Annotated in this window: 15 protein-coding genes and 4 pseudogenes; 9 read left to right on the top strand and 10 right to left on the bottom strand. The window is 60.3% G+C overall.

The genetic code is table 11. The features are described 5' to 3' along the window. The first annotated feature begins 409 nt into the window (after positions 1–409). The 3 genes and pseudogenes from B0G80_RS22725 to B0G80_RS22705 all read left to right on the top strand — a co-directional run bounded on the left by B0G80_RS22725 (position 410) and on the right by B0G80_RS22705 (position 2,762). Positions 410–1,063 carry a BON domain-containing protein gene (locus tag B0G80_RS22725; RefSeq protein WP_116119907.1) on the top strand — a complete coding sequence of 218 codons (654 nt, stop codon included), beginning with the start codon at positions 410–412 and terminating at the stop codon, positions 1,061–1,063. Between the two features lie 278 nt (positions 1,064–1,341). After that, positions 1,342–1,791: pseudogene (locus B0G80_RS48140) on the top strand (DNA-binding protein); the annotation flags it as partial. Positions 1,792–2,315: 524 nt separating this feature from the next. After that, positions 2,316–2,762, top strand: a complete 447-nt coding sequence (locus B0G80_RS22705; RefSeq protein ID WP_116119906.1) for an SET domain-containing protein — start codon at positions 2,316–2,318, stop codon at positions 2,760–2,762. A 1,167-nt stretch (positions 2,763–3,929) separates the two neighbouring features. On the opposite strand, the pseudogene B0G80_RS22700 reads toward B0G80_RS22705, so the two are convergent. Together B0G80_RS22700 and B0G80_RS22690 are read right to left on the bottom strand one after the other, a co-directional pair. Beyond that, a pseudogene (locus tag B0G80_RS22700) lies at positions 3,930–5,368 on the bottom strand (IS1182 family transposase). 40 nt (positions 5,369–5,408) lie between these two features. After that, positions 5,409–6,389, bottom strand: a complete 981-nt coding sequence (locus tag B0G80_RS22690) for an IS6 family transposase (RefSeq protein ID WP_258878987.1) — start codon at positions 6,387–6,389, stop codon at positions 5,409–5,411. Positions 6,390–6,957: 568 nt separating this feature from the next. Here B0G80_RS22690 and B0G80_RS48135 point away from each other — a divergent pair. The 3 genes and pseudogenes from B0G80_RS48135 (at position 6,958) to B0G80_RS48130 (ending at position 9,666) form a co-directional block, all read left to right on the top strand. Next, positions 6,958–7,478 (top strand): annotated as a pseudogene (locus B0G80_RS48135) (GGDEF domain-containing protein). 402 nt (positions 7,479–7,880) lie between these two features. Then, positions 7,881–8,588 (top strand): phosphate signaling complex protein PhoU, encoded by a 708-nt coding sequence (gene phoU / locus B0G80_RS22680; RefSeq protein ID WP_116123663.1) that lies wholly within the window; start codon positions 7,881–7,883, stop codon positions 8,586–8,588. Positions 8,589–9,288: 700 nt separating this feature from the next. Further along, positions 9,289–9,666: a type II toxin-antitoxin system ParD family antitoxin gene (locus tag B0G80_RS48130; protein ID WP_408968085.1), complete on the top strand. Its 378-nt coding sequence runs from the start codon at positions 9,289–9,291 to the stop codon at positions 9,664–9,666. Positions 9,667–9,874: 208 nt separating this feature from the next. Here the strand turns inward: B0G80_RS48130 and B0G80_RS22665 are convergent, their stop codons facing one another. Further along, entirely contained in the window at positions 9,875–10,063 is a 189-nt protein-coding gene (locus B0G80_RS22665; protein ID WP_258878986.1) for a hypothetical protein, read from the bottom strand. Between the two features lie 637 nt (positions 10,064–10,700). Between B0G80_RS22665 and B0G80_RS22660 the strand changes: the two are divergent. Beyond that, positions 10,701–10,994, top strand: a pseudogene (locus B0G80_RS22660) (HU family DNA-binding protein); the annotation flags it as partial. Further along, positions 10,991–11,635: a DUF1016 N-terminal domain-containing protein gene (locus B0G80_RS22655; RefSeq protein ID WP_309568774.1), complete on the top strand. Its 645-nt coding sequence runs from the start codon at positions 10,991–10,993 to the stop codon at positions 11,633–11,635. The pseudogene B0G80_RS22660 and the gene B0G80_RS22655, both read left to right, overlap by 4 nt. Before the next feature lie 100 nt (positions 11,636–11,735). On the opposite strand, the gene B0G80_RS22650 is transcribed toward B0G80_RS22655, so the two are convergent. Together B0G80_RS22650 and B0G80_RS22645 are read right to left on the bottom strand one after the other, a co-directional pair. Beyond that, positions 11,736–12,125: a type II toxin-antitoxin system VapC family toxin gene (locus B0G80_RS22650; RefSeq protein WP_116119899.1), complete on the bottom strand. Its 390-nt coding sequence runs from the start codon at positions 12,123–12,125 to the stop codon at positions 11,736–11,738. Then, complete coding sequence (locus B0G80_RS22645; protein WP_116119897.1) at positions 12,122–12,373, bottom strand: type II toxin-antitoxin system Phd/YefM family antitoxin; 252 nt, start codon at positions 12,371–12,373, stop codon at positions 12,122–12,124. Before B0G80_RS22645 ends, B0G80_RS22650 begins: the two co-directional genes overlap by 4 nt. 394 nt (positions 12,374–12,767) lie before the next feature. Between B0G80_RS22645 and B0G80_RS22640 the strand changes: the two genes are divergently transcribed. Further along, positions 12,768–13,820, top strand: a complete 1,053-nt coding sequence (locus B0G80_RS22640; RefSeq protein WP_116119895.1) for a YhcG family protein — start codon at positions 12,768–12,770, stop codon at positions 13,818–13,820. A 91-nt stretch (positions 13,821–13,911) separates the two neighbouring features. On the opposite strand, the gene B0G80_RS22635 is transcribed toward B0G80_RS22640, so the two are convergent. The 5 genes from B0G80_RS22635 to B0G80_RS22620 form a co-directional block, all read right to left on the bottom strand. Beyond that, a complete protein-coding gene (locus tag B0G80_RS22635) occupies positions 13,912–14,169 on the bottom strand; it encodes a hypothetical protein (protein ID WP_116119893.1) in 258 nt (85 codons plus the stop codon). Between the two features lie 166 nt (positions 14,170–14,335). Beyond that, positions 14,336–14,647 carry an ATP-binding domain-containing protein gene (locus B0G80_RS47025; RefSeq protein ID WP_258878985.1) on the bottom strand — a complete coding sequence of 104 codons (312 nt, stop codon included), beginning with the start codon at positions 14,645–14,647 and terminating at the stop codon, positions 14,336–14,338. 104 nt (positions 14,648–14,751) lie between these two features. After that, a complete protein-coding gene (locus B0G80_RS47020; RefSeq protein WP_258878984.1) occupies positions 14,752–15,018 on the bottom strand; it encodes a hypothetical protein in 267 nt (88 codons plus the stop codon). A 3-nt stretch (positions 15,019–15,021) separates the two neighbouring features. Beyond that, on the bottom strand, positions 15,022–15,474 hold the full coding sequence (locus B0G80_RS22625; protein ID WP_258878983.1) for a hypothetical protein: 453 nt from the start codon (positions 15,472–15,474) through the stop codon (positions 15,022–15,024). A gap of 65 nt (positions 15,475–15,539) precedes the next feature. Then, positions 15,540–16,115 carry a hypothetical protein gene (locus tag B0G80_RS22620; protein WP_116119891.1) on the bottom strand — a complete coding sequence of 192 codons (576 nt, stop codon included), beginning with the start codon at positions 16,113–16,115 and terminating at the stop codon, positions 15,540–15,542. Positions 16,116–16,523 lie beyond the last annotated feature (408 nt).

Here is a 16,523-nt window from a genome sequence, read left to right as displayed (position 1 = left end):
CTTTTCCTTGGGAAATAAGCCCAGGCCCATCCGCGGCAAGACGGTTCAATTCATGCTCAGCGCCACGCGCGAGCCGGTCGACCTCACCGCAAAGCAGCTGTGGCGCCTCCCACCGCCGCGCAGCTTGGGACGTTGACGGGGCCATTGACGCAATGACGACGACATCAAGACTAGGTTCTTGCCGGTTGGACATCTTCCTCATTCCTGCAAGACGTGTCGAATCTCTGCACGGCTGCGCGCGGTTTTCAGAACAAACGTACGGCAGCATGCCGCAAAAGCTGCGCAGGCGTACGGAAGAAAATCGGCCCGGCACGCCCTAGGGTTGCCCTATCGTGGACGGATGCGTGTAGCGCTGGGCGTGGCCCTGCGGGCGCACGTTAGTCCATCAACAAACCGACGAGGAGCGGCGATGAGAACCGACGAAGACATCAAGCGAGACGTGGAGTTCGAACTGCAGTGGGACCCGGACATCGATCCATCAGATATCGGGGTTGCGGTCAAGGACGGTGCGGTCACATTGTCCGGTTTCGCGCGCAGCTTCCGGCAAAGGCGCAAGGCCGAAGAGGACGCGACGCGTGTGCGGGGCGTGAGGGGGGTCGCAAACGATGTGGAGGTGCGGTTGCCTCTGATCAGCAAGCCGCCCGATCCGGAGATCGTGCGCGAGATCATTGCCCAACTGAAGGCCGAGCTGCCTTATGCGGCGGACACCATCAAGGCGGTCGTCAGGGACGGACACGTGACGCTGAAGGGCGAAGTCGAATGGGACTACCAGCGTCGCCGCGCGGCCGACACGGCGCTGCGGGCAAGTGGCGTAACCGGCCTGACGAACGAGATCGAGATCAAGCCGAAGGTCAAGCCCGAGGACCTCAAGCGCAAGATCGAGGACGCGTTCAAGCGCAACGCGGAAGTCGACGCTCAGCACATCACGGTGGAGGCCGAAGGCAATGAGGTCGTCCTGCGCGGCACGGTCCGCTCATGGGCCGAGCGCGAGGAGGCCGAGCGGGTCGCATGGCTTGCCCCCGGTGTGATGCGGGTCGACAACCGGATCACCATCGATTACTGACAAGTTCGCGGCTCAGCAAAGCGAATCCGCATAATTCCCCGAGCTACGGGATTCGTCAACGGGGGGCAAGGTCAACGTGTCGGAATTATTGTCCACGAATTCTTGTTCTGATCAGCTCCCGGAGGCACTATCTACTTCGAGAAACTCTTGTCGCTCTGTTAAATCGCGAGCGCGGAAGTCCCGCGGTCATTGTTTTGCTCGCAACTTCGCCAGATGAATCAGCTACCGACGTTCCGGTGGGCAAGTTGGAATGCGCGCGGCGTCACGCCGGTATATCGATGAAATACGTCGGTGAAATGCTGCTGAGTCTGAAGCCGCGCGAGCTGTACCGCGAGGTCTGCGCGCTGCTGTTCTTTCGCCACGGCATTCCGCCGACCGCGAACCGTCTTTACCAGCTGGTGAAGCGGGGCAGCATGAGCACGCCGACCCAAGTGCTCGGCGAGTTCTGGGCCGAACTGCGCGAGAAAAGCCGGGTGTGCATTGACCATCCCGACCTGCCCGCCGATCTCGGCGCGGCCGCCGGCGAAGCCGCGCGTCGCGCGGACAGGAAGGATGACGACCAGCGCCGCGCATCTGAAACCATGCGGGCACAGCTGGGTGACGCGCGTCACCAGACGGGCGTACTGCAGGGGCGCCTGGCAGCGGTTCAGGCTGAGAATGCCCGGCTGCAGACGGAGGTGACGACGCTGCGGGAAGCGGAAACGCGTGCGCGGGCGGACAGGCAGTCCGCTGTCCCGGCTCCAGTCCGAAAGACATCACGTTCGACCCGTTCGTCCCGGGTCGTACCGACCGCCAGCCCAGCCAGGCATAGGGAAATGGGCTGCATGGCTGATATCTATCTGCTCACGGGACGGACGCTTCCACAGGGCGTCGCGCATGAGTCCCTGCCCGGGACAGTGACGCGTTTCGTTTCGGATTGCTGGCCAGGCAGGAGCCGCACGCCGATGATGGGCCGCGCGAAACGGCGCGGTCTGCGCCTGTCGCTCCGCGCGACGGCGCCATGCCCATCTGGCGAAACTGGCGTGTTCGAGTTGCGCTTGAGCGATGGCGCAGGCGAATGCCTGCTGCTGGCGCGGCTACAGCGAATCGGGAAAAGGAGCAATGTACATCGGCAAAGCGGCCGGACCGACGTGTCCCGACCTCCGCCGCGAGACTCCCGGCAGATCAGCCTGTTCTGAGGCGTCGGTACCGGTTGCCGCGCAAGCGGCTGGTCGATATGCTCCCACCCTCCAACATAGACCCGGAGTGAGAAGTGCGGCGCGTGACAGTCAGGAAATCATCGGTACATGGCCGCGGCGTCTTCGCGCTAAGGGCGATTCCCGTCGGCCAGCGGATCTTCGAATATCGCGGGGAGGTCACGTCGTGGCGGCAGGCATCAGCCCGGCATCGGCGATCCGGCAGGCCGGGCCACACGTTCATCTTCGGACTGGCTGACGGTCGCGTGATTGACGGCAGCGTCGGAGGCAATGGCGCCCGCTGGCTGAACCATTCGTGCCGGCCGAACTGCGAAGCGGTCGAGGACGGGCGGGCGCGCGTTTTCATCGAAACGATCAGAAACGTGAAGGCGGGCGACGAGCTCTTTATCGCCTATGGACTGACCGTTGGAGAGGCGATAACTCCCGAGTTGGCCGCCGACTATGTGTGTCGCTGCGGGGCGAAGAGGTGTACCGGTTCGATGCTGGACCTAACGAGCGGATAAAACGACTTGCGCCAGACGCAGGAGAATCCAGCGCTAGCAGTGTGAATCGGGCTCTCCCGCGAGCCTGCCCGCGTGGCTGGTTTTGAAACTAGAAGCGCCTTCTCTGAAACGACGTGAAGATTGTCTCCGCGCTGCGGTGGGAATTGGCGGCGACACGGAAGTTGCATCCGGTGTGCCGTCCAGCGCCCGCTCCGGTATCCACCCGCGCTGCCGTCGCGTGAGACGTTGCAGGCCAAACTTCACCGGTCAATCGAGACGGCGCGGACACGCTGTGTTTCAGCACGGTGGCGAAATGGGGCGCTCCCTCAACCGCTGGCGTGGTGGTTTGGCGTCCAACCGGGCGAGCGGTCGCCGCTTTGGCGGTGGCCGCTACAACTTTTGGTTCGAAGACGCTCTTACTTTTCCTTCGTCGGACGTGCTCGCGTCAGTACCGGGGCCAGCGAGACCGCCTGCAAGCGCCTGATGGCCTCTGCTGGCGGGCGTTCCCGGTGACGCGGAACAAAATGTACCGGTTTGGACACCAAAAGTGAAGGGGTACATAATTTGTGGCTATGTACCCCTTCATTTGGCGACAAATCGGCCACGCAGCGCGGTCAATGACGTCCCGCCGAGGCCGGGTTAGCCGAGGCGCGGCTTACTGGCTTGCCACGCTTCCTGTTGGATGCGGAGCAAGGACTATGACGATTGCGTCAGCGCCCATACGCCGGAACTCCGGCACGTGGCCTTGCCGTGACGATAGGTGAGTGTTTTCGGGAGATCGTTTGTTGGATCGGACACCCGTGGCGAAAAGGCGGGGCGGCATCGATTTGCGCTGCAATAAACGGCTTATGACCATTAAGCGCGGTGAGGGGGCGTGCCCGTGATCGCCGACACGGGGTTGAGCGACGGGACGCAACGCTCAGCGTCGCGCGCCTACTTGACGGCGTTATGGGGAAAGCTCGAGGGGTACCCCTATGTATTTCGTCAAGCATTAGGGGCGGATTTGGGTTCAGGTCGTGTAAAAACGCAACGCGGGCGCAATGACGATTTCACGCGATCATCCGCAGGCGTCAACGGCCCAATTTGGCCCGTTTGGTGGTTATTGGCGCTTTGAGCTCTTTGTGAGAGGAAGGGGTGCCCAGGCGCCGTAATGCGCGCCGGCGCGACCGCCGTGGTGCGAGCCTATCCTCACGCTCGCATCTTTTGCATCATCGCCTCCGCGCCGAGGATCGCCATGACGCGCCTCAGGTTGTATGCGAGGACATGAAGGCTCATCTCGGTGCTGACATGCTCGCGTGTTTTCATAAGGAAGTGTGCTGCTCCCATCCAGAATTTCAGCGTGCCAAACGGGTGCTCGACGGTCTGACGGCGTACGCGCATCATTTCCGGCTTATGGTCGAGCCGTTGCTGCATCGCTTCGACGACGGCCTCATGTTCCCAGCGCTTTATCCGGCGAGCCTGCTTGCCTGATGTGCATTGTTTTCTGATGGCGCAGGTAGAACAGGCCGAGCTCGAATAGCAATGCAGCGTCATGCCATGCTCGATGTTTGTGAAGCGCCAGTTGAGCTGCTGCCGGGCCGGGCAAAGATACTCGTCATCCCTGGCAATGTAGATAAAATCCTGCTTGCCGAAATAGCCGTCAGCGTTCTTGCCCGAAGTCAACGGTTTAGGAACGAAGGTCGTAATGCCCGCCTCATAGCATTGCAGGACTTCTTCGCTCCTGAAGTAGCCCCTGTCGGCAACGACAGTCAGATCCTTGATGCCGGTGCCCGCCGTGCCTGGCCGGCCATATTCGTCAGCTGGCTGCGATCGTTGCCAACGTTGGTGACCTCGTGTGCGACGATCAGATGATGCGTGTCATCAACGGCCGTCTGAACGTTATAGCCAACCATTCCCGTTCCCCGACCGCTGGTAGCCATTGAGCGCGCGTCTGGATCGGTTAGGGAAACCTGTCCATCTGGCGACTCGCGCAATCGCTGCTCCATCGCCTTGAGGTCCTGCATCTGCTGCCTGAGCTTGCTGATCTTGTCGCTGATCCGACTCGTCTTCGCCTCGGCAACATCGGATTGAGTCCGGTCTGCAGTCTCCATCGCGGAAAGATATCGGGCGATGCTCTCATCGATCTGCTGCAGGCGAGCCTTGACCTTCGCGCTCGTAAAGTTGCGATCGCGATTGTTGACGGCTTTGAACTTGCTGCCGTCGATGGCCACTATCGACTTTGAGAAGAGGTCCAGGTTACGGCATAGCACGATGAACTGGCTGCAGACATTGCGAATTGCCTTGCCGTTGCTGCGGCGGAAGTCGGCGATGGTCTTGAAGTCCGGCGAAAGGCGGCCCGTTAGCCACATAAGCTCAATATTGCGTTGAGTCTCACGCTCCAGACGCCGACTGGACTGAATTCGATTCAGATAACCGTAGATATAAATCTTTAGCAGTACAGATGGATGATACGAGGGCCGCCCCGTTACTGCGGGCGCGGTTCCGTCGAAGCCGAGATCATGGAGATCAAGCTCATCGACAAAGACGTCGACTACGCGCACCGGATTGTCCTCGGAGACATAGTCTTCGAGATACTCGGGTAGCAGGACAGCCTGCTTACGGTCTTCGCCTTCAACGAATCGCTTCATGTGGCCGCCCGATCTGAAGGCGTTACTTCAGTTTAGGCGATCAGTATGCGTTTTCACACAAGCTGGGTTGGTAAAGGGTGCCGTCGCGCCGCATGGCAAACAGTACATCACAGCGTCGTCTGGCAAGAGCGATGAGCGCCTGATTGTGGCGCTTGCCCTGCTGGACCTTGCGGGCGTAGTAGTCCCTCGAAACCGGGTCCCGCAAGGCGGCAAAGGCGGAGAGGAAGAGTGCTCTCTTGAGTACCTTGTTGGGCTCTGGTGCAAATAGACGGTCTGGACGATATTTCTGTAGAACAGAGACCACATCAAGCAAACAGCACGGCCTTCCAAACTGCGGGCGCAGCGGTATCTTTGAGGTCGAGCTTCGCGAGGCTGAATTGGACTTTGCGAATACGATGTACCAATTCGATACCTGAGAGAGTGATCGCTGCGTTCCTGAAACGTTTGAAACCGAGCTGACTTTCGTCCGGGACTTGATATTGCGGTGGTCCTGCTCGACCAGATTATTAAGATATTTCGAGGATCGGACCTTCGTGTCCTCAGGCAGCAAGCAATCGACCTGCATTTCGCGCACGGCGCGATGCGAGGCCGCATAACCATCGAGCGTGATGGTCTTCGGTGGCTGCCCCCGATGCTTGATTGCCTTTTTGAAAAAGGCTGTTGCCGCCTTCACGCCGCGCCTGGCGCTGAGCATGAGGTCTACCGTCTGGCCTGCCCGATCCACCGCCCGATAAAGATAGACCCACTTGCCGCGCAGTTTGAGGTAAGTCTCGTCGACGCGGCACGACTGGCCAGTGGGCCTGCCAAAGCGGTTCCACCGTTTAACGAACTCCGGTGCATACCGCCGCACCCAGCGCAGGATCGTCGTGTGCGCCAGCGGCAGACCTCGTTCCGCCATCATTTCGACCAGATCGCGCAGGCTAAGCTTGTAGCGCAAATACCAGCGAACACACAGAATGATCACTTCACGGTCAAAGTGACGGCCTGCGAACAGTTCGTCCAGGCTCTTGAGTTTGCCCATCGTCGGCTGTCAGTTTGTCAGTCCCACATCTTAACCGATTCGCACGCGCACTGTTTGCACCAGAGCCCCCTTCGACAGCACGCCATTGCTTCAGGGGCGCCGCCTTTCTCATTGCCCGGTGTGCGCCTCGGGCGACGCGCCCCGGTGCGTTGTCACGCCCTGCGCACCCTGCACGGCTCTGACCAGCGCATCCCGTCATAGGACTTTAGGAAGTGGGCGCTTGCGCCTGCGGTCAACACCGTTTGGCGCGCAGCGATTTCGTCGCTCGCTGTGATGGAAATGATCGGCGTGCCCGTTCCTGCGAGCGAAAGATGATTCCGTCACGCAGCGACATCTTCGTCCGCGATTGCGTTCCATGCATCGGGCAGTCCAGGTCGCGCGCACACTTTTCATGACTCTTCTTTTGGTTATCCCTTAGACAAAAGAACGGCCGGATGACATTTTCGGTGACTGCGCTGGGCCCGCGTCGAACGGGACAACATGGTTCCACCGTGCTTCGTCAGGAGACGCTGGCTGGGTCACCGTAATCGGCTCGGATATCTCCGAGCTGAAGCAGAGCGAGGAGGAGTTGAAACGCGCGAGAGATGCAGCCCAGGCTGAGGCGCGTAGCGATGCGCTAACCCGACTCGCCAACCGACGCTACGCCCTCGCGCTCTTCGACGCCGCAATCCCAGCGTCGATTCGGACGGCGACGCCACTTTCCATTGCACTACTTGACCTTGACCGTTACAAGCACATCAACGACCATCACGGCCATCTCGTGGGCGATGATATTTTGCAGACTTTGCGCAGACCATCCTTGGTGCTGTGCGCGGGTCGGATATTGTTGGCCGCATTGGCGGCGACGAGCTTCTCATGGTTCTTCCAGGTGCATCGCTGGACGAAGCGTCGGCCGCCATCGAGCGAGTGCGACGTGAGATGTCTGGACGTACAGTCTGGACAAGCGCGGGACGGAGAATTCGCTACGCGTTTTCTGCCGGGGTGTGCGAGGTCCTGCCTTCTGACGATGCGCGCGGCGCACTGTCGCGAGCGGACCGCGCACGATACGCAGCGAAACGGGCGGGCCGAAACCAGGTGCAGCGGCGATAACCATCGCAACGGTACCGGTACCTGTCACTCCGTGACAGCTGGCGGAATTTCGTGCAAGTGTCCGTATCCAGATACGAAGGCGCGACCACTGGAAAACCGAACTCTGCTCCGCTCCGCGAATGCCGCCATGGCTACGCACATCAGAGCGCGAAGAGAATGGAGTGCCCATTGATATTTCCGTATGCACCCCGGTTTCGGTACTCCCGGCGACCCGCAACATTTGTTGTTGTGAACATCGAACGCGAAGCGTACGATGATACGGTATATACGGTTTTCTAGGTCGTGACGATGTGGGCTCTGATTGCAGGGGCGCTCTGGGGCCGGGACAACGGAATGGTTTCTGGTGAAATGGACGCAGCGGCACTCATAACTGCGTCCCGGGCGTTGCGCGGAGAAGTCAACATGTCAGAAAAGCACCTTTCCAGCAGTTTTGAGGCGGACCTCAACCTTCTTTCATCGAGACTGCTCGAAATGGGTGGGCTCGTGGAATCTCAAACCGCGCTTGCGCTGGCGGTTCTGAACGAATTCGATGGGGCGCTGGTGGCAACCGTCCTTGAGGGTGAACATCAGCTCAATGCGATGGAAATCGCAATCGATGAGGAAGTCAGCCATATCATTGCGCGTCGACAGCCCGCCGCGCGTGATCTGCGATTCCTGCTGGCCACTTCAAAGTGCATTACCAACCTGGAGCGCGCGGGCGACGAAGCTCGAAAGTTGGTAAAACGCATGCGCCGAATTCACAGGCATGGTGCTCCCCGAGCGTTCAACATCGCTGAAATCAAAATCTCCGGTGAAATGGCCTTAAAGATTCTGCACAAAGCGCTGGATGCATTTGCGCGAATGGATGCGGTTGGAGCTGCACAGATTGTTCGGGAGGACGAAGCCGTCGATAAGGAGTTCCGGGCATTCGTGCGCAATCTGGTGACATACATGATGGAAGACCCACGGACAATCTCGACGGGGCTCGAGTACCTGTTTATCGCGAAGGCCATCGAACGTATCGGCGACCATGCGACCAACATTGCCGAGTCTGTCGTCTACGTTGTTCGGGGCACTGATATTCGCCACGAGCATCGAAAGCAGCGCGAGCACGAGGCGCTACACGGCTAGAGACCAAGGGGGCATGACGGTCCGGTTCGCGCTCGAAAAGGCTAAGTACGCAGCTCCGCACAGACTGTAGCAAACAAGATTCAGGCGCCGCGAAGGTTCGCTTACAGGGAGCATGGATATGAAATCCCGCATACACAGGGAGCATGCAAATGGCGCGCACATTCGGGGCGGCAGCTTCCTTGCTCCGAAGTTGGCGCGGACTCTTGGTTCAGACGAAAGGCGTTTTCTCGTCTGGGGCTGTCTGTCTTTTGTGGTTGTTTATGTGTTGAAGCAAGGCCTTCAAAGCTAATCCAATCCCGGCTTGCGAGCAGCGCAACGCGATAACACGCCGCGCAACTTCTTACCGGAGTAACCGGTAAGCGCAACCGGACTGTGTCTTCCAATTCTGTGAGCGCATGACACGCCCGCGCGTTCTGTGACGGATCGCTCGCAGGCCGGCCTGGATTCGGCGCAGCAAGAGCTTGGGAAGGAGGGACGAAGCGGTGCACCGGTTCGATGCTGGCCCTGGCAAGCGGATAACAGGCGCCCATGACGGACACATCCGGTTTTCCTTCGAAGCGGATCGGCGCCGGAAGAACCGCGAAGCTGTGCACCGACCCGTCGCGCGCAGCCATCACAGGTCATCTGCGTAAGCCCGGCGCGCCTTGCCGGCACCCCCGTCGGCGGAGCAGGATTAAATCCTGTTAGCCCGGAGAGCACCATGCGCACCACACAGCGGTTCGGCATTACGCTGCCCATTGAGCTGGCCGAACTCATTCGCACAAGGGTCGCCAGCGGCGAATACGCTTCTGAAAGCGAAGTGATCCGCGATGGGCTACGTCCCCTGGCGGCCCGCGACAGGGCCATTGAGGTGTGGCTGCGTGACAAGGTGGTGCCTGCGACCGAAGCGCTGCGCGCGGCTCCCGCGCGCGCCCACGCCCGAGCAGGTGCGCGCTCACCTAGCGAAAGAAGCGCTCTGGCATCCCATGAACTACCGGGTGCAGCTCGCCCAGCGCGATACCAGCTTGAGGACATCGAACGGTTCGTCAGTAAAATGGGTTCGCCCGTCACGCGCCGTCACGATGGCGCAGCCTCCTGATGCAACTCGCCACCTTGCATCAAGCGGCGGGCGATACCGGCCGTTTGCAGCGTCGCGCGTTTCGTCGGTGAATGGGCGGCGCGATAGCGGACGATCGCAATGAGAACGTGGCGGCCCTCGCCAGTATTGCCCCACGCAGTAAACTGCCGGACGCCGGCTTCCAACATCTGATAACCGGTGGATGCATTGAACTTTGACTGCGCACCTGCTATTGCGTTGCCGTGAGCCTGAGTCCCGGGCGCAGTTCATGAACAGCGTCTTCCTGGCGCTTGCGCTGATCGGACACCTGTTCGATGCCTTGTTTAAAAACTGCTTCGCAAAATGCGATGCGTGAGCGGTAATAATCCGCATGCATCTGCGCATCGAGGACACGCTGCTCGGCCTGGAACAGCTCCATACGCAACTCGTTTAGCGCCCGTTCCGACCGTTTCTCGGGGTAGGAGCGTGATGTGAAGCCCAGTTTGTGATCCACCTCAGCATGGTGAAGCCCTCCTGTTTTTTTTTTGCATGTTCTTCTACTGGTCTCAGGTCAACGACATACCGGCGCCTTCACCACGATGCCTCCGGCGTCTGGTGCAGGAAAGACTACCAACATCGGGGCAGCTTCTATGTGCCCTTGCGCACCTGTTGTGAAAGCGACTCACCATTTGTCAGGGTAGTCGTACTTTCCCTGCAAAACTGGCGGTTCGGTCCTAAAAATCCATATTGGTCAAGCACCTGAACAATCGCCCGTTGCGATAATCTGTATTTCTGATGAATCGGGTGGCGATCTGCGGCGACATCCTGATTGGTCGCGATGACGCCGGTTATCAGATGTGGCGATTTGTCTTCATGCCGCTTCCCGGTCGTCGCCCGTTGACGAGCGATAAATTCGTGATTGATCTGCCGTGCCGTGGCGCTTCCGACCGACCCTGACGGCGCATTGCGAAGTCAATATACGTTGAGTTGATCCGGTTGCTGCAGAACCGGACCGCCCTCTGGTCGTGATTGCGTGAAGGCAGGCCGATCGGGCAGGGTGGCGACATCCCAACCACGACGAGGAATCAACAATGAACAAACAGGAACTGGTGGATGCGGTCGCGGCGCTAACCGATGAAAGCAGGACCGCGACCGGCGAGATGATCGACGCAGTGATCGCTGCGATCACCGGCGCGGTGACGAAGGGCGATACCGTCCAGCTGATCGGCTTCGGCTCGTTTTCCGCGGGTGCGCGCGCCGCACGGGTCGGCCGCAATCCGGCGACCGGCGCCGAGATCCAGATCCCCGCGGCGAAGACCGTCAAGTTCACGGCGGGCAAGGCGCTCAAGGATGCCGTCAACGCGTCATGACGAAGGTGGCAGTCGCGCCTGGCGGCTACGCCGGGCTGCACAAGGAGGTGGTCAGTGTCGTCGAATCGGCGCGAGGCACGGCGGCACGCAACGTCAATGCCGTGATGACCGCCGCCTACTGGGAGATCGGGCGGCGGATCGTCGCCCGTGAGCAGGGCGGGCAGGCGCGTGCTGGCTACGGACAGGCGCTGATCGCCCGGCTCGCGGACGACCTGACGCGCCGTTTCGGAGGCGGGTTCGGCAAGGCGAATCTGGCCAGCATGCGCGCCTTTTATGGCGCCTGGCCCGAGACAGAGGTTTTCAAGACAGTGTCTGGAAAATCGGCCGCCCCCGAAAATGTCCAGACGCCGTCTGGAAAATCGCTGCCGGCGAAAGACGTCGTCGACGCCACGGCAACGGCGCCGGATTACATGGCGCGAGCCACCCGTTTTACGTTGCCATGGTCCGCGTATGTGCGCCTGCTTTCCGTGAAGACGGCGGCCGCCGTGCCTTTTACGAGACGGAAGCGTTGCGCGAAGGCTGGTCGGTGCGCCAGCTCGACCGCCAGATCGGCAGCCACTTCTACGAGCGGCTGGCGCTGTCGCGCAACAAGGCGGCGCTGCTCAGGAAAGCCGCCGGTGTCCAGCCGGGTGACATCATGACGCCGGAGGAAGCGATTCGCGACCCGTTCGTCCTCGAGTTTCTCGATGTTGGGTTTGCGCCGGCAGCGGACGAAGAGGGCCTACAGATGCGGAAAAAGATCTAGACGTACCGTACCGGCGCGAAATCGTACCGCTTTATCTGCTCATCGTGGGTCAGCAACACAATTCCTTCTGCTATCGCTTGACCGACGAGGAGCCGGTCGAAGGGGTCCTTGTGAAGAGGCGGGAGGGCTCCGACTTCGAGTGCATGCTGTGCTTCAATCGACAGCTCTTCATAACCAGCATCAAGCAGGTGCCTGCGAAGAACACGTGCATCGAGCTGAAAGTCCTCTCGGCCCAGTGCGCTTTTGATGACAACTTCCCAGATGCTGGCGACGCTGAAGCAGAGGGTGTTGTCGGCGTCCTCGATGGCAGCGCGCGCTTCGTTCGACAAGGCAGGGTCGTCAGCCGCAGCCCAGAGCAACAGATGAGTATCGAGCAACAGCCTCACGTTGTCTTGCCCTGAAACATCTCGCAGATCTCGTCCGCTGCCATAGTGTCAAAATCTGCCGGTACTTTGATCTGCCCTTTAAGGAACCCGATGCGCCGCAGCGGCTTTGAGGCTTCGGCATCCACGCGCATTACCTTGACCAATGGCTTGCCGGCCTTGGCTATGACGAACGGCTCGCCGCCGTTGACGGTTTCCTCGATCAGCCGCGACAGATTGGTCTTGGCCTCGTGGATGTTGTAGATATGCATGGCAGCACCATATGAACTTAGTTTATCAAACTTAGTTTAGTTGAATCTTTATCCTCCCGCAATCCGTCCCATGGAGCTCGTAGTCGTGATTTATCACGCGCACTGCCTCACACGACACGTTCGGAGCCACGCCCGCAGTGAGATGGCCAAGTTTCAGCTCAGTTTTCGAGGCCGAAGCTGGCGCGAGGGCGGTCCGTACTGGAGGCAGGTGAGGTTTCGAGAGAACTTTGACTGAGCGCCCGCTAACTTGACATAACATAATTTATCAACATTTTTAACGGGGTGCGATGGTATCATCGCGGCGACTCCACGCTGGCTCCGCTTGTCGACTGCCGGTTCCCCCACGATAATTTCCTTCCGGGCGCGACAACCGGTGCCCCGACTACCAAAGCGCATGAACAAAGATCTGGGTACGCCCGCATGGGCTGAGGATTATCACCACTGGTTTGCCGAACTCAAGCAGCGCGTCGAGCGCGCGCGGCAGCGCGCCGTGGCCAGCGCGAATCGCGAACTGGTCACACTGTACTGGCAGATTGGCCGCGACATTCTCGACAGGCAGCAGCGACAAGGCTGGGGGGCCGGCGTTGTCGACCGGCTCGCGCGCGACCTCAAGGCAGCGTTTCCCGACATGCGCGGATTCTCGCCTCGCAACCTCAAGTACATGCGCGCGCTGGCACAAGCCTTCCCGCAGCCGGAATTTGTGCAACAGCCCGTTGCACAATTACCGTGGTCGCACGTCGTGACACTGCTGGACAAGCTCAACGACGACGCCCAACGGTTGTGGTATGCGGAAAAGTCGCTCGAGCACGGCTGGTCGCGCAGCGTGCTGACCATGCAGATCGAGACGGCCGCCCATGGGCGTGCCGGCAACGCAGTCACGAATTTCGCCGACCGGTTGCCGCCACCGCAGTCCGATCTCGCGCGCGACGCGCTTAAGGATCCGTATATCCTTGACTTCCTCGGTCTGGCCGAGAACGCCCAGGAGCGCGACATCGAGCGCGCGCTCACCCAACACATCACCCGCTTCCTGCTCGAACTGGGCGCCGGCTTCGCATTCGTGGGACGCCAGTACCGGCTGGAGGTAGGCGGCGACGAGTTTTTTGTCGATCTGCTTTTCTACCATCTCAAGCTGCGTTGCTACGTCGTCGTCGAACTGAAAACAACACCGTTCAAGCCCGAATATGCAGGCCAGTTGAACTTCTACCTGTCCGCGATCGACGCGCAGGTCAAGGCGGGCGAGGACCAGCCGACAATTGGCCTGCTGCTGTGCAAGGAAAAGAACCGGCTCGTGGCGGAATATGCGCTGCGCGGCGTGGCCAACCCAATGGGCGTTGCCGAATATCAGCTTTTGCGCCATGTGCCTGAATCGCTGGAAAGCGGTCTGCCATCAATCGATCAGATCGAGGCGGAACTCCGGCCCGATTTGCCCAATGCACAGCGGCAGTGATCAGCCCGGATGACTGGACGATTGCCCGATCGTGGGGACGGCGATGACGCCCTGGTCTGCCAGGGCGTGCATGCGTGGTCCTGAACCGCGCCTATCTACCTGCGCTGCCCGTCCCGCCAGACTGCCGCTTTGCTTCAGCAACCAGCTCCTTGAGTGCCTCGATTCCAGCATCCGTGAAGGCGGTTACGGAGACCAACTGCTCGGCGGGGACGTCCAGATCGTCGATGATCCCGAGACACCCGTCCTCTGGCTCCAGGTTCAGAGTCGCCAGTTCGTCCAGCCAATCCACCGGCTCTCCGAGCATCTTCGCGACACAGGAGATCGTATAGACAAAACTCGGTGCTGCCATCGTATTAGATCTCCTTGAATTCATGGGCATCCAGCCCTGCAATGCCGTTCTACCCCGGTTCCGGACGTCCATGTGAGCCCCGGTTTCTGTCGCGTGCCGCGGGCGGCAGGTGGGCGTGGTCTGCGTGAACATCGCCGCGGTGCCGGAACTGGGTCGACGCTGGATTTCATCCGCTATGCCGGCCGGGCCTGGTGCAGGAGACTAAAAAGCCGGTGCGCTCGTCGCGCCATGCGGAGATATCGAGTGCATGCTGCGCGCGAGTCACGGCCACGTAGAGCAGCCGAAGCTCATCCTCGTCCGGCATCGGGCGGCCGTCGGCACCGCGCAGGCGAAAATCGTTCGCCACCTTGACCCGCTTCCATTCGAGCCCCTTGGCACGGTGTACGGTTGAGATCCCATAGTTTGCGGCGCCTTCCGTCGCCGGGCGCGGCGCCAAGGCTTGCAGATAGCCAGTACCGAGTTCGTCGACGATGCGCACAACCGGCAGCAGGTCCTGACCAAATGCGCTGCGCGCAAACGCCTGCGCATCGCTCCGCCGCCGGGCGGAATGCCCGCTGGCCGGCCAGCAAGCGGTCCGCGCCGTCAGCGTATGCGAGAATCTCGGCCGGACTCATCCGGATCGCAGGTCGATGTCCCGCCTCGAGTGCCGCGGCGAACTGCCCAGATCGCCGTGACATTCTTCCGGCACAGGATTGCGTCGACCGGCGGCGCTAGCGCGGCATCTTCCATCAGGATCGAGCCGATGGTTTCCTGTTCCCGGATGGGCGTGCGCTCACCGAGCAGTGCGAGCACGCGTCTGCGTTTGATCTCCGGAAGCAGCACACCTGGCGTTGCGAGAGCCAGCAGCATCCGTCACATCTCAAGAAGCTCAAGCCCGTTTTCGGCACACCATTGCCTCAGCGCGCTTTCGACAGCATCGGTTTCAAACGAATACCAGCGCTCGAGAACGCCCTCACGGTCCAGCAAATCCTTGAAACGCGCATAAGCTCCTTGCCGCCGGAATAGTCCTTCGACCTGGTCATAACGCGCAGGCAACTCCTGTGCGACAAAGCGCAAGGCGAGACGTCTTCCGAGATCGAGCTCGTTCCTGTGCGGTATCGCAAGGTAGCGATCGGAAGTTTCAAGGTCGTCAGGAATCTCCTCGTCGAGCGCGTCGCTGGAATCAGAAGTCCAATAGATCTTGCCTGTATCGAGCGAGACATACGCGTTATGCTCCGTTGGCGCCGCGTAGCTGACGAAGTCAAAGGCCAAAGAAAGATCATCGTGCTTGACTGCGACCATGGCTGCACCCAGCAGGTTGTACATGTCAGGTCGGCAAACCGGTCCGGGGATAGGGTTTGTCGCCCGTTTCGCCGCGTCTGCAACGCGACTCAAAGCTCTTCGCTCGGGTCAGCGATATCGAGCCGGAACTGCCATCCTTCCATGCTCATGAGCATTTGCCCAAGATCCTCCCACGAGACCTCCTTGCCGTCGATCACCACGAGTGGCAAGCGCCCCGCCTGCGTCTCATCCCATTCGATATGCCCGCGCACCGTACTGTCAATGATCCGGCGCTCATGAAAATCGATGTGCCTGACCGACAGCGCGCGACGCACCTTCTCAACGAGGCGCCCGAGCAACACGAACACATCTTCGTCAGCTTCGCCGATCAACTGGAACCGGTAGCCCGCGCGAAGTTCTCCCCGAAGCTCAAACGCATCCAGTGCCATCCGGTTGCCCAAAAGCCGAAGCCGGAAATGGAACTGGTGCGGCTCCCCGTGGCAGTCGATCATCCGGATGGGGTCAAGGCGGACGTTCTCGAAATCGGTGAATCCAGTGGACTCGGCAATCCTGGCATTGAAGCACAGAGTGCAGAGCAACTCATAGCGGCCATCGCCAGATCCGCAGTGTATGGTGTCCCAGGGTGGCGTCTGGTTGCCGCATTGTTCGCAACGCTCGTGTGCCATGTCGTGCCTGCAGTAACGGTTCTTCCCGCGATCGCAGGGAGGATAGATTCCGGTTGCCGTCTTCGGCAATGTACGTCGCTGTTGGCGGCGACATGCAGCCCGACGAACCCGCAATGGTGTGCACGGGAACTGGTGGAACCAATGCTGCTATTTTGACAGAGACTGGGAGCGCCTGCCGGGCTTCGGGGACGAGCAGCGCACGACTGGCGTCAAGCGTCTTCCGCCGCGTGACCGGGAAAGCGACAGGACATCCATGATCGACGCGATCGATGAGGTCACTCCCGCTTGACTTCCGTACACGAAAAAGATCCTTCGTTGCCCGCTCCATCGCGTCAGTCGCTTCCATGCAGACGCGCTACCTGTCACGAGCTCCGAGGCTGGCACCACTTCAATCTACAATATGTAGGA

This window comes from Paraburkholderia sp. BL6669N2, assembly GCF_003387275.1.
In the GTDB taxonomy this organism is placed as follows: domain Bacteria; phylum Pseudomonadota; class Gammaproteobacteria; order Burkholderiales; family Burkholderiaceae; genus Paraburkholderia.
The sequence above is the reverse complement of the archived record's forward strand: the minus strand, read 5'-3'. Positions and strand labels throughout refer to the sequence as shown.

Bases quoted from the DNA above. Each gene is read 5' to 3' on its own strand.
- B0G80_RS48130 (WP_408968085.1), top strand. From the start codon at position 9,289: ATGCGCACCACACAGCGGTTCGGCATTACGCTGCCCATTGAGCTGGCC.
- B0G80_RS47020 (WP_258878984.1), bottom strand. From the start codon at position 15,018: ATGCTGCTGGCTCTCGCAACGCCAGGTGTGCTGCTTCCGGAGATCAAA.
- B0G80_RS22725 (WP_116119907.1), top strand. From the start codon at position 410: ATGAGAACCGACGAAGACATCAAGCGAGACGTGGAGTTCGAACTGCAG.
- B0G80_RS22640 (WP_116119895.1), top strand. From the start codon at position 12,768: ATGAACAAAGATCTGGGTACGCCCGCATGGGCTGAGGATTATCACCAC.
- B0G80_RS22625 (WP_258878983.1), bottom strand. From the start codon at position 15,474: ATGTACAACCTGCTGGGTGCAGCCATGGTCGCAGTCAAGCACGATGAT.
- B0G80_RS22635 (WP_116119893.1), bottom strand. From the start codon at position 14,169: ATGGCAGCACCGAGTTTTGTCTATACGATCTCCTGTGTCGCGAAGATG.
- B0G80_RS22690 (WP_258878987.1), bottom strand. From the start codon at position 6,389: ATGGGCAAACTCAAGAGCCTGGACGAACTGTTCGCAGGCCGTCACTTT.
- B0G80_RS22665 (WP_258878986.1), bottom strand. From the start codon at position 10,063: ATGGAGCTGTTCCAGGCCGAGCAGCGTGTCCTCGATGCGCAGATGCAT.
- phoU (WP_116123663.1), top strand. From the start codon at position 7,881: ATGTCAGAAAAGCACCTTTCCAGCAGTTTTGAGGCGGACCTCAACCTT.
- B0G80_RS22620 (WP_116119891.1), bottom strand. From the start codon at position 16,115: ATGGCACACGAGCGTTGCGAACAATGCGGCAACCAGACGCCACCCTGG.
- B0G80_RS22645 (WP_116119897.1), bottom strand. From the start codon at position 12,373: ATGCATATCTACAACATCCACGAGGCCAAGACCAATCTGTCGCGGCTG.
- B0G80_RS22655 (WP_309568774.1), top strand. From the start codon at position 10,991: ATGACGAAGGTGGCAGTCGCGCCTGGCGGCTACGCCGGGCTGCACAAG.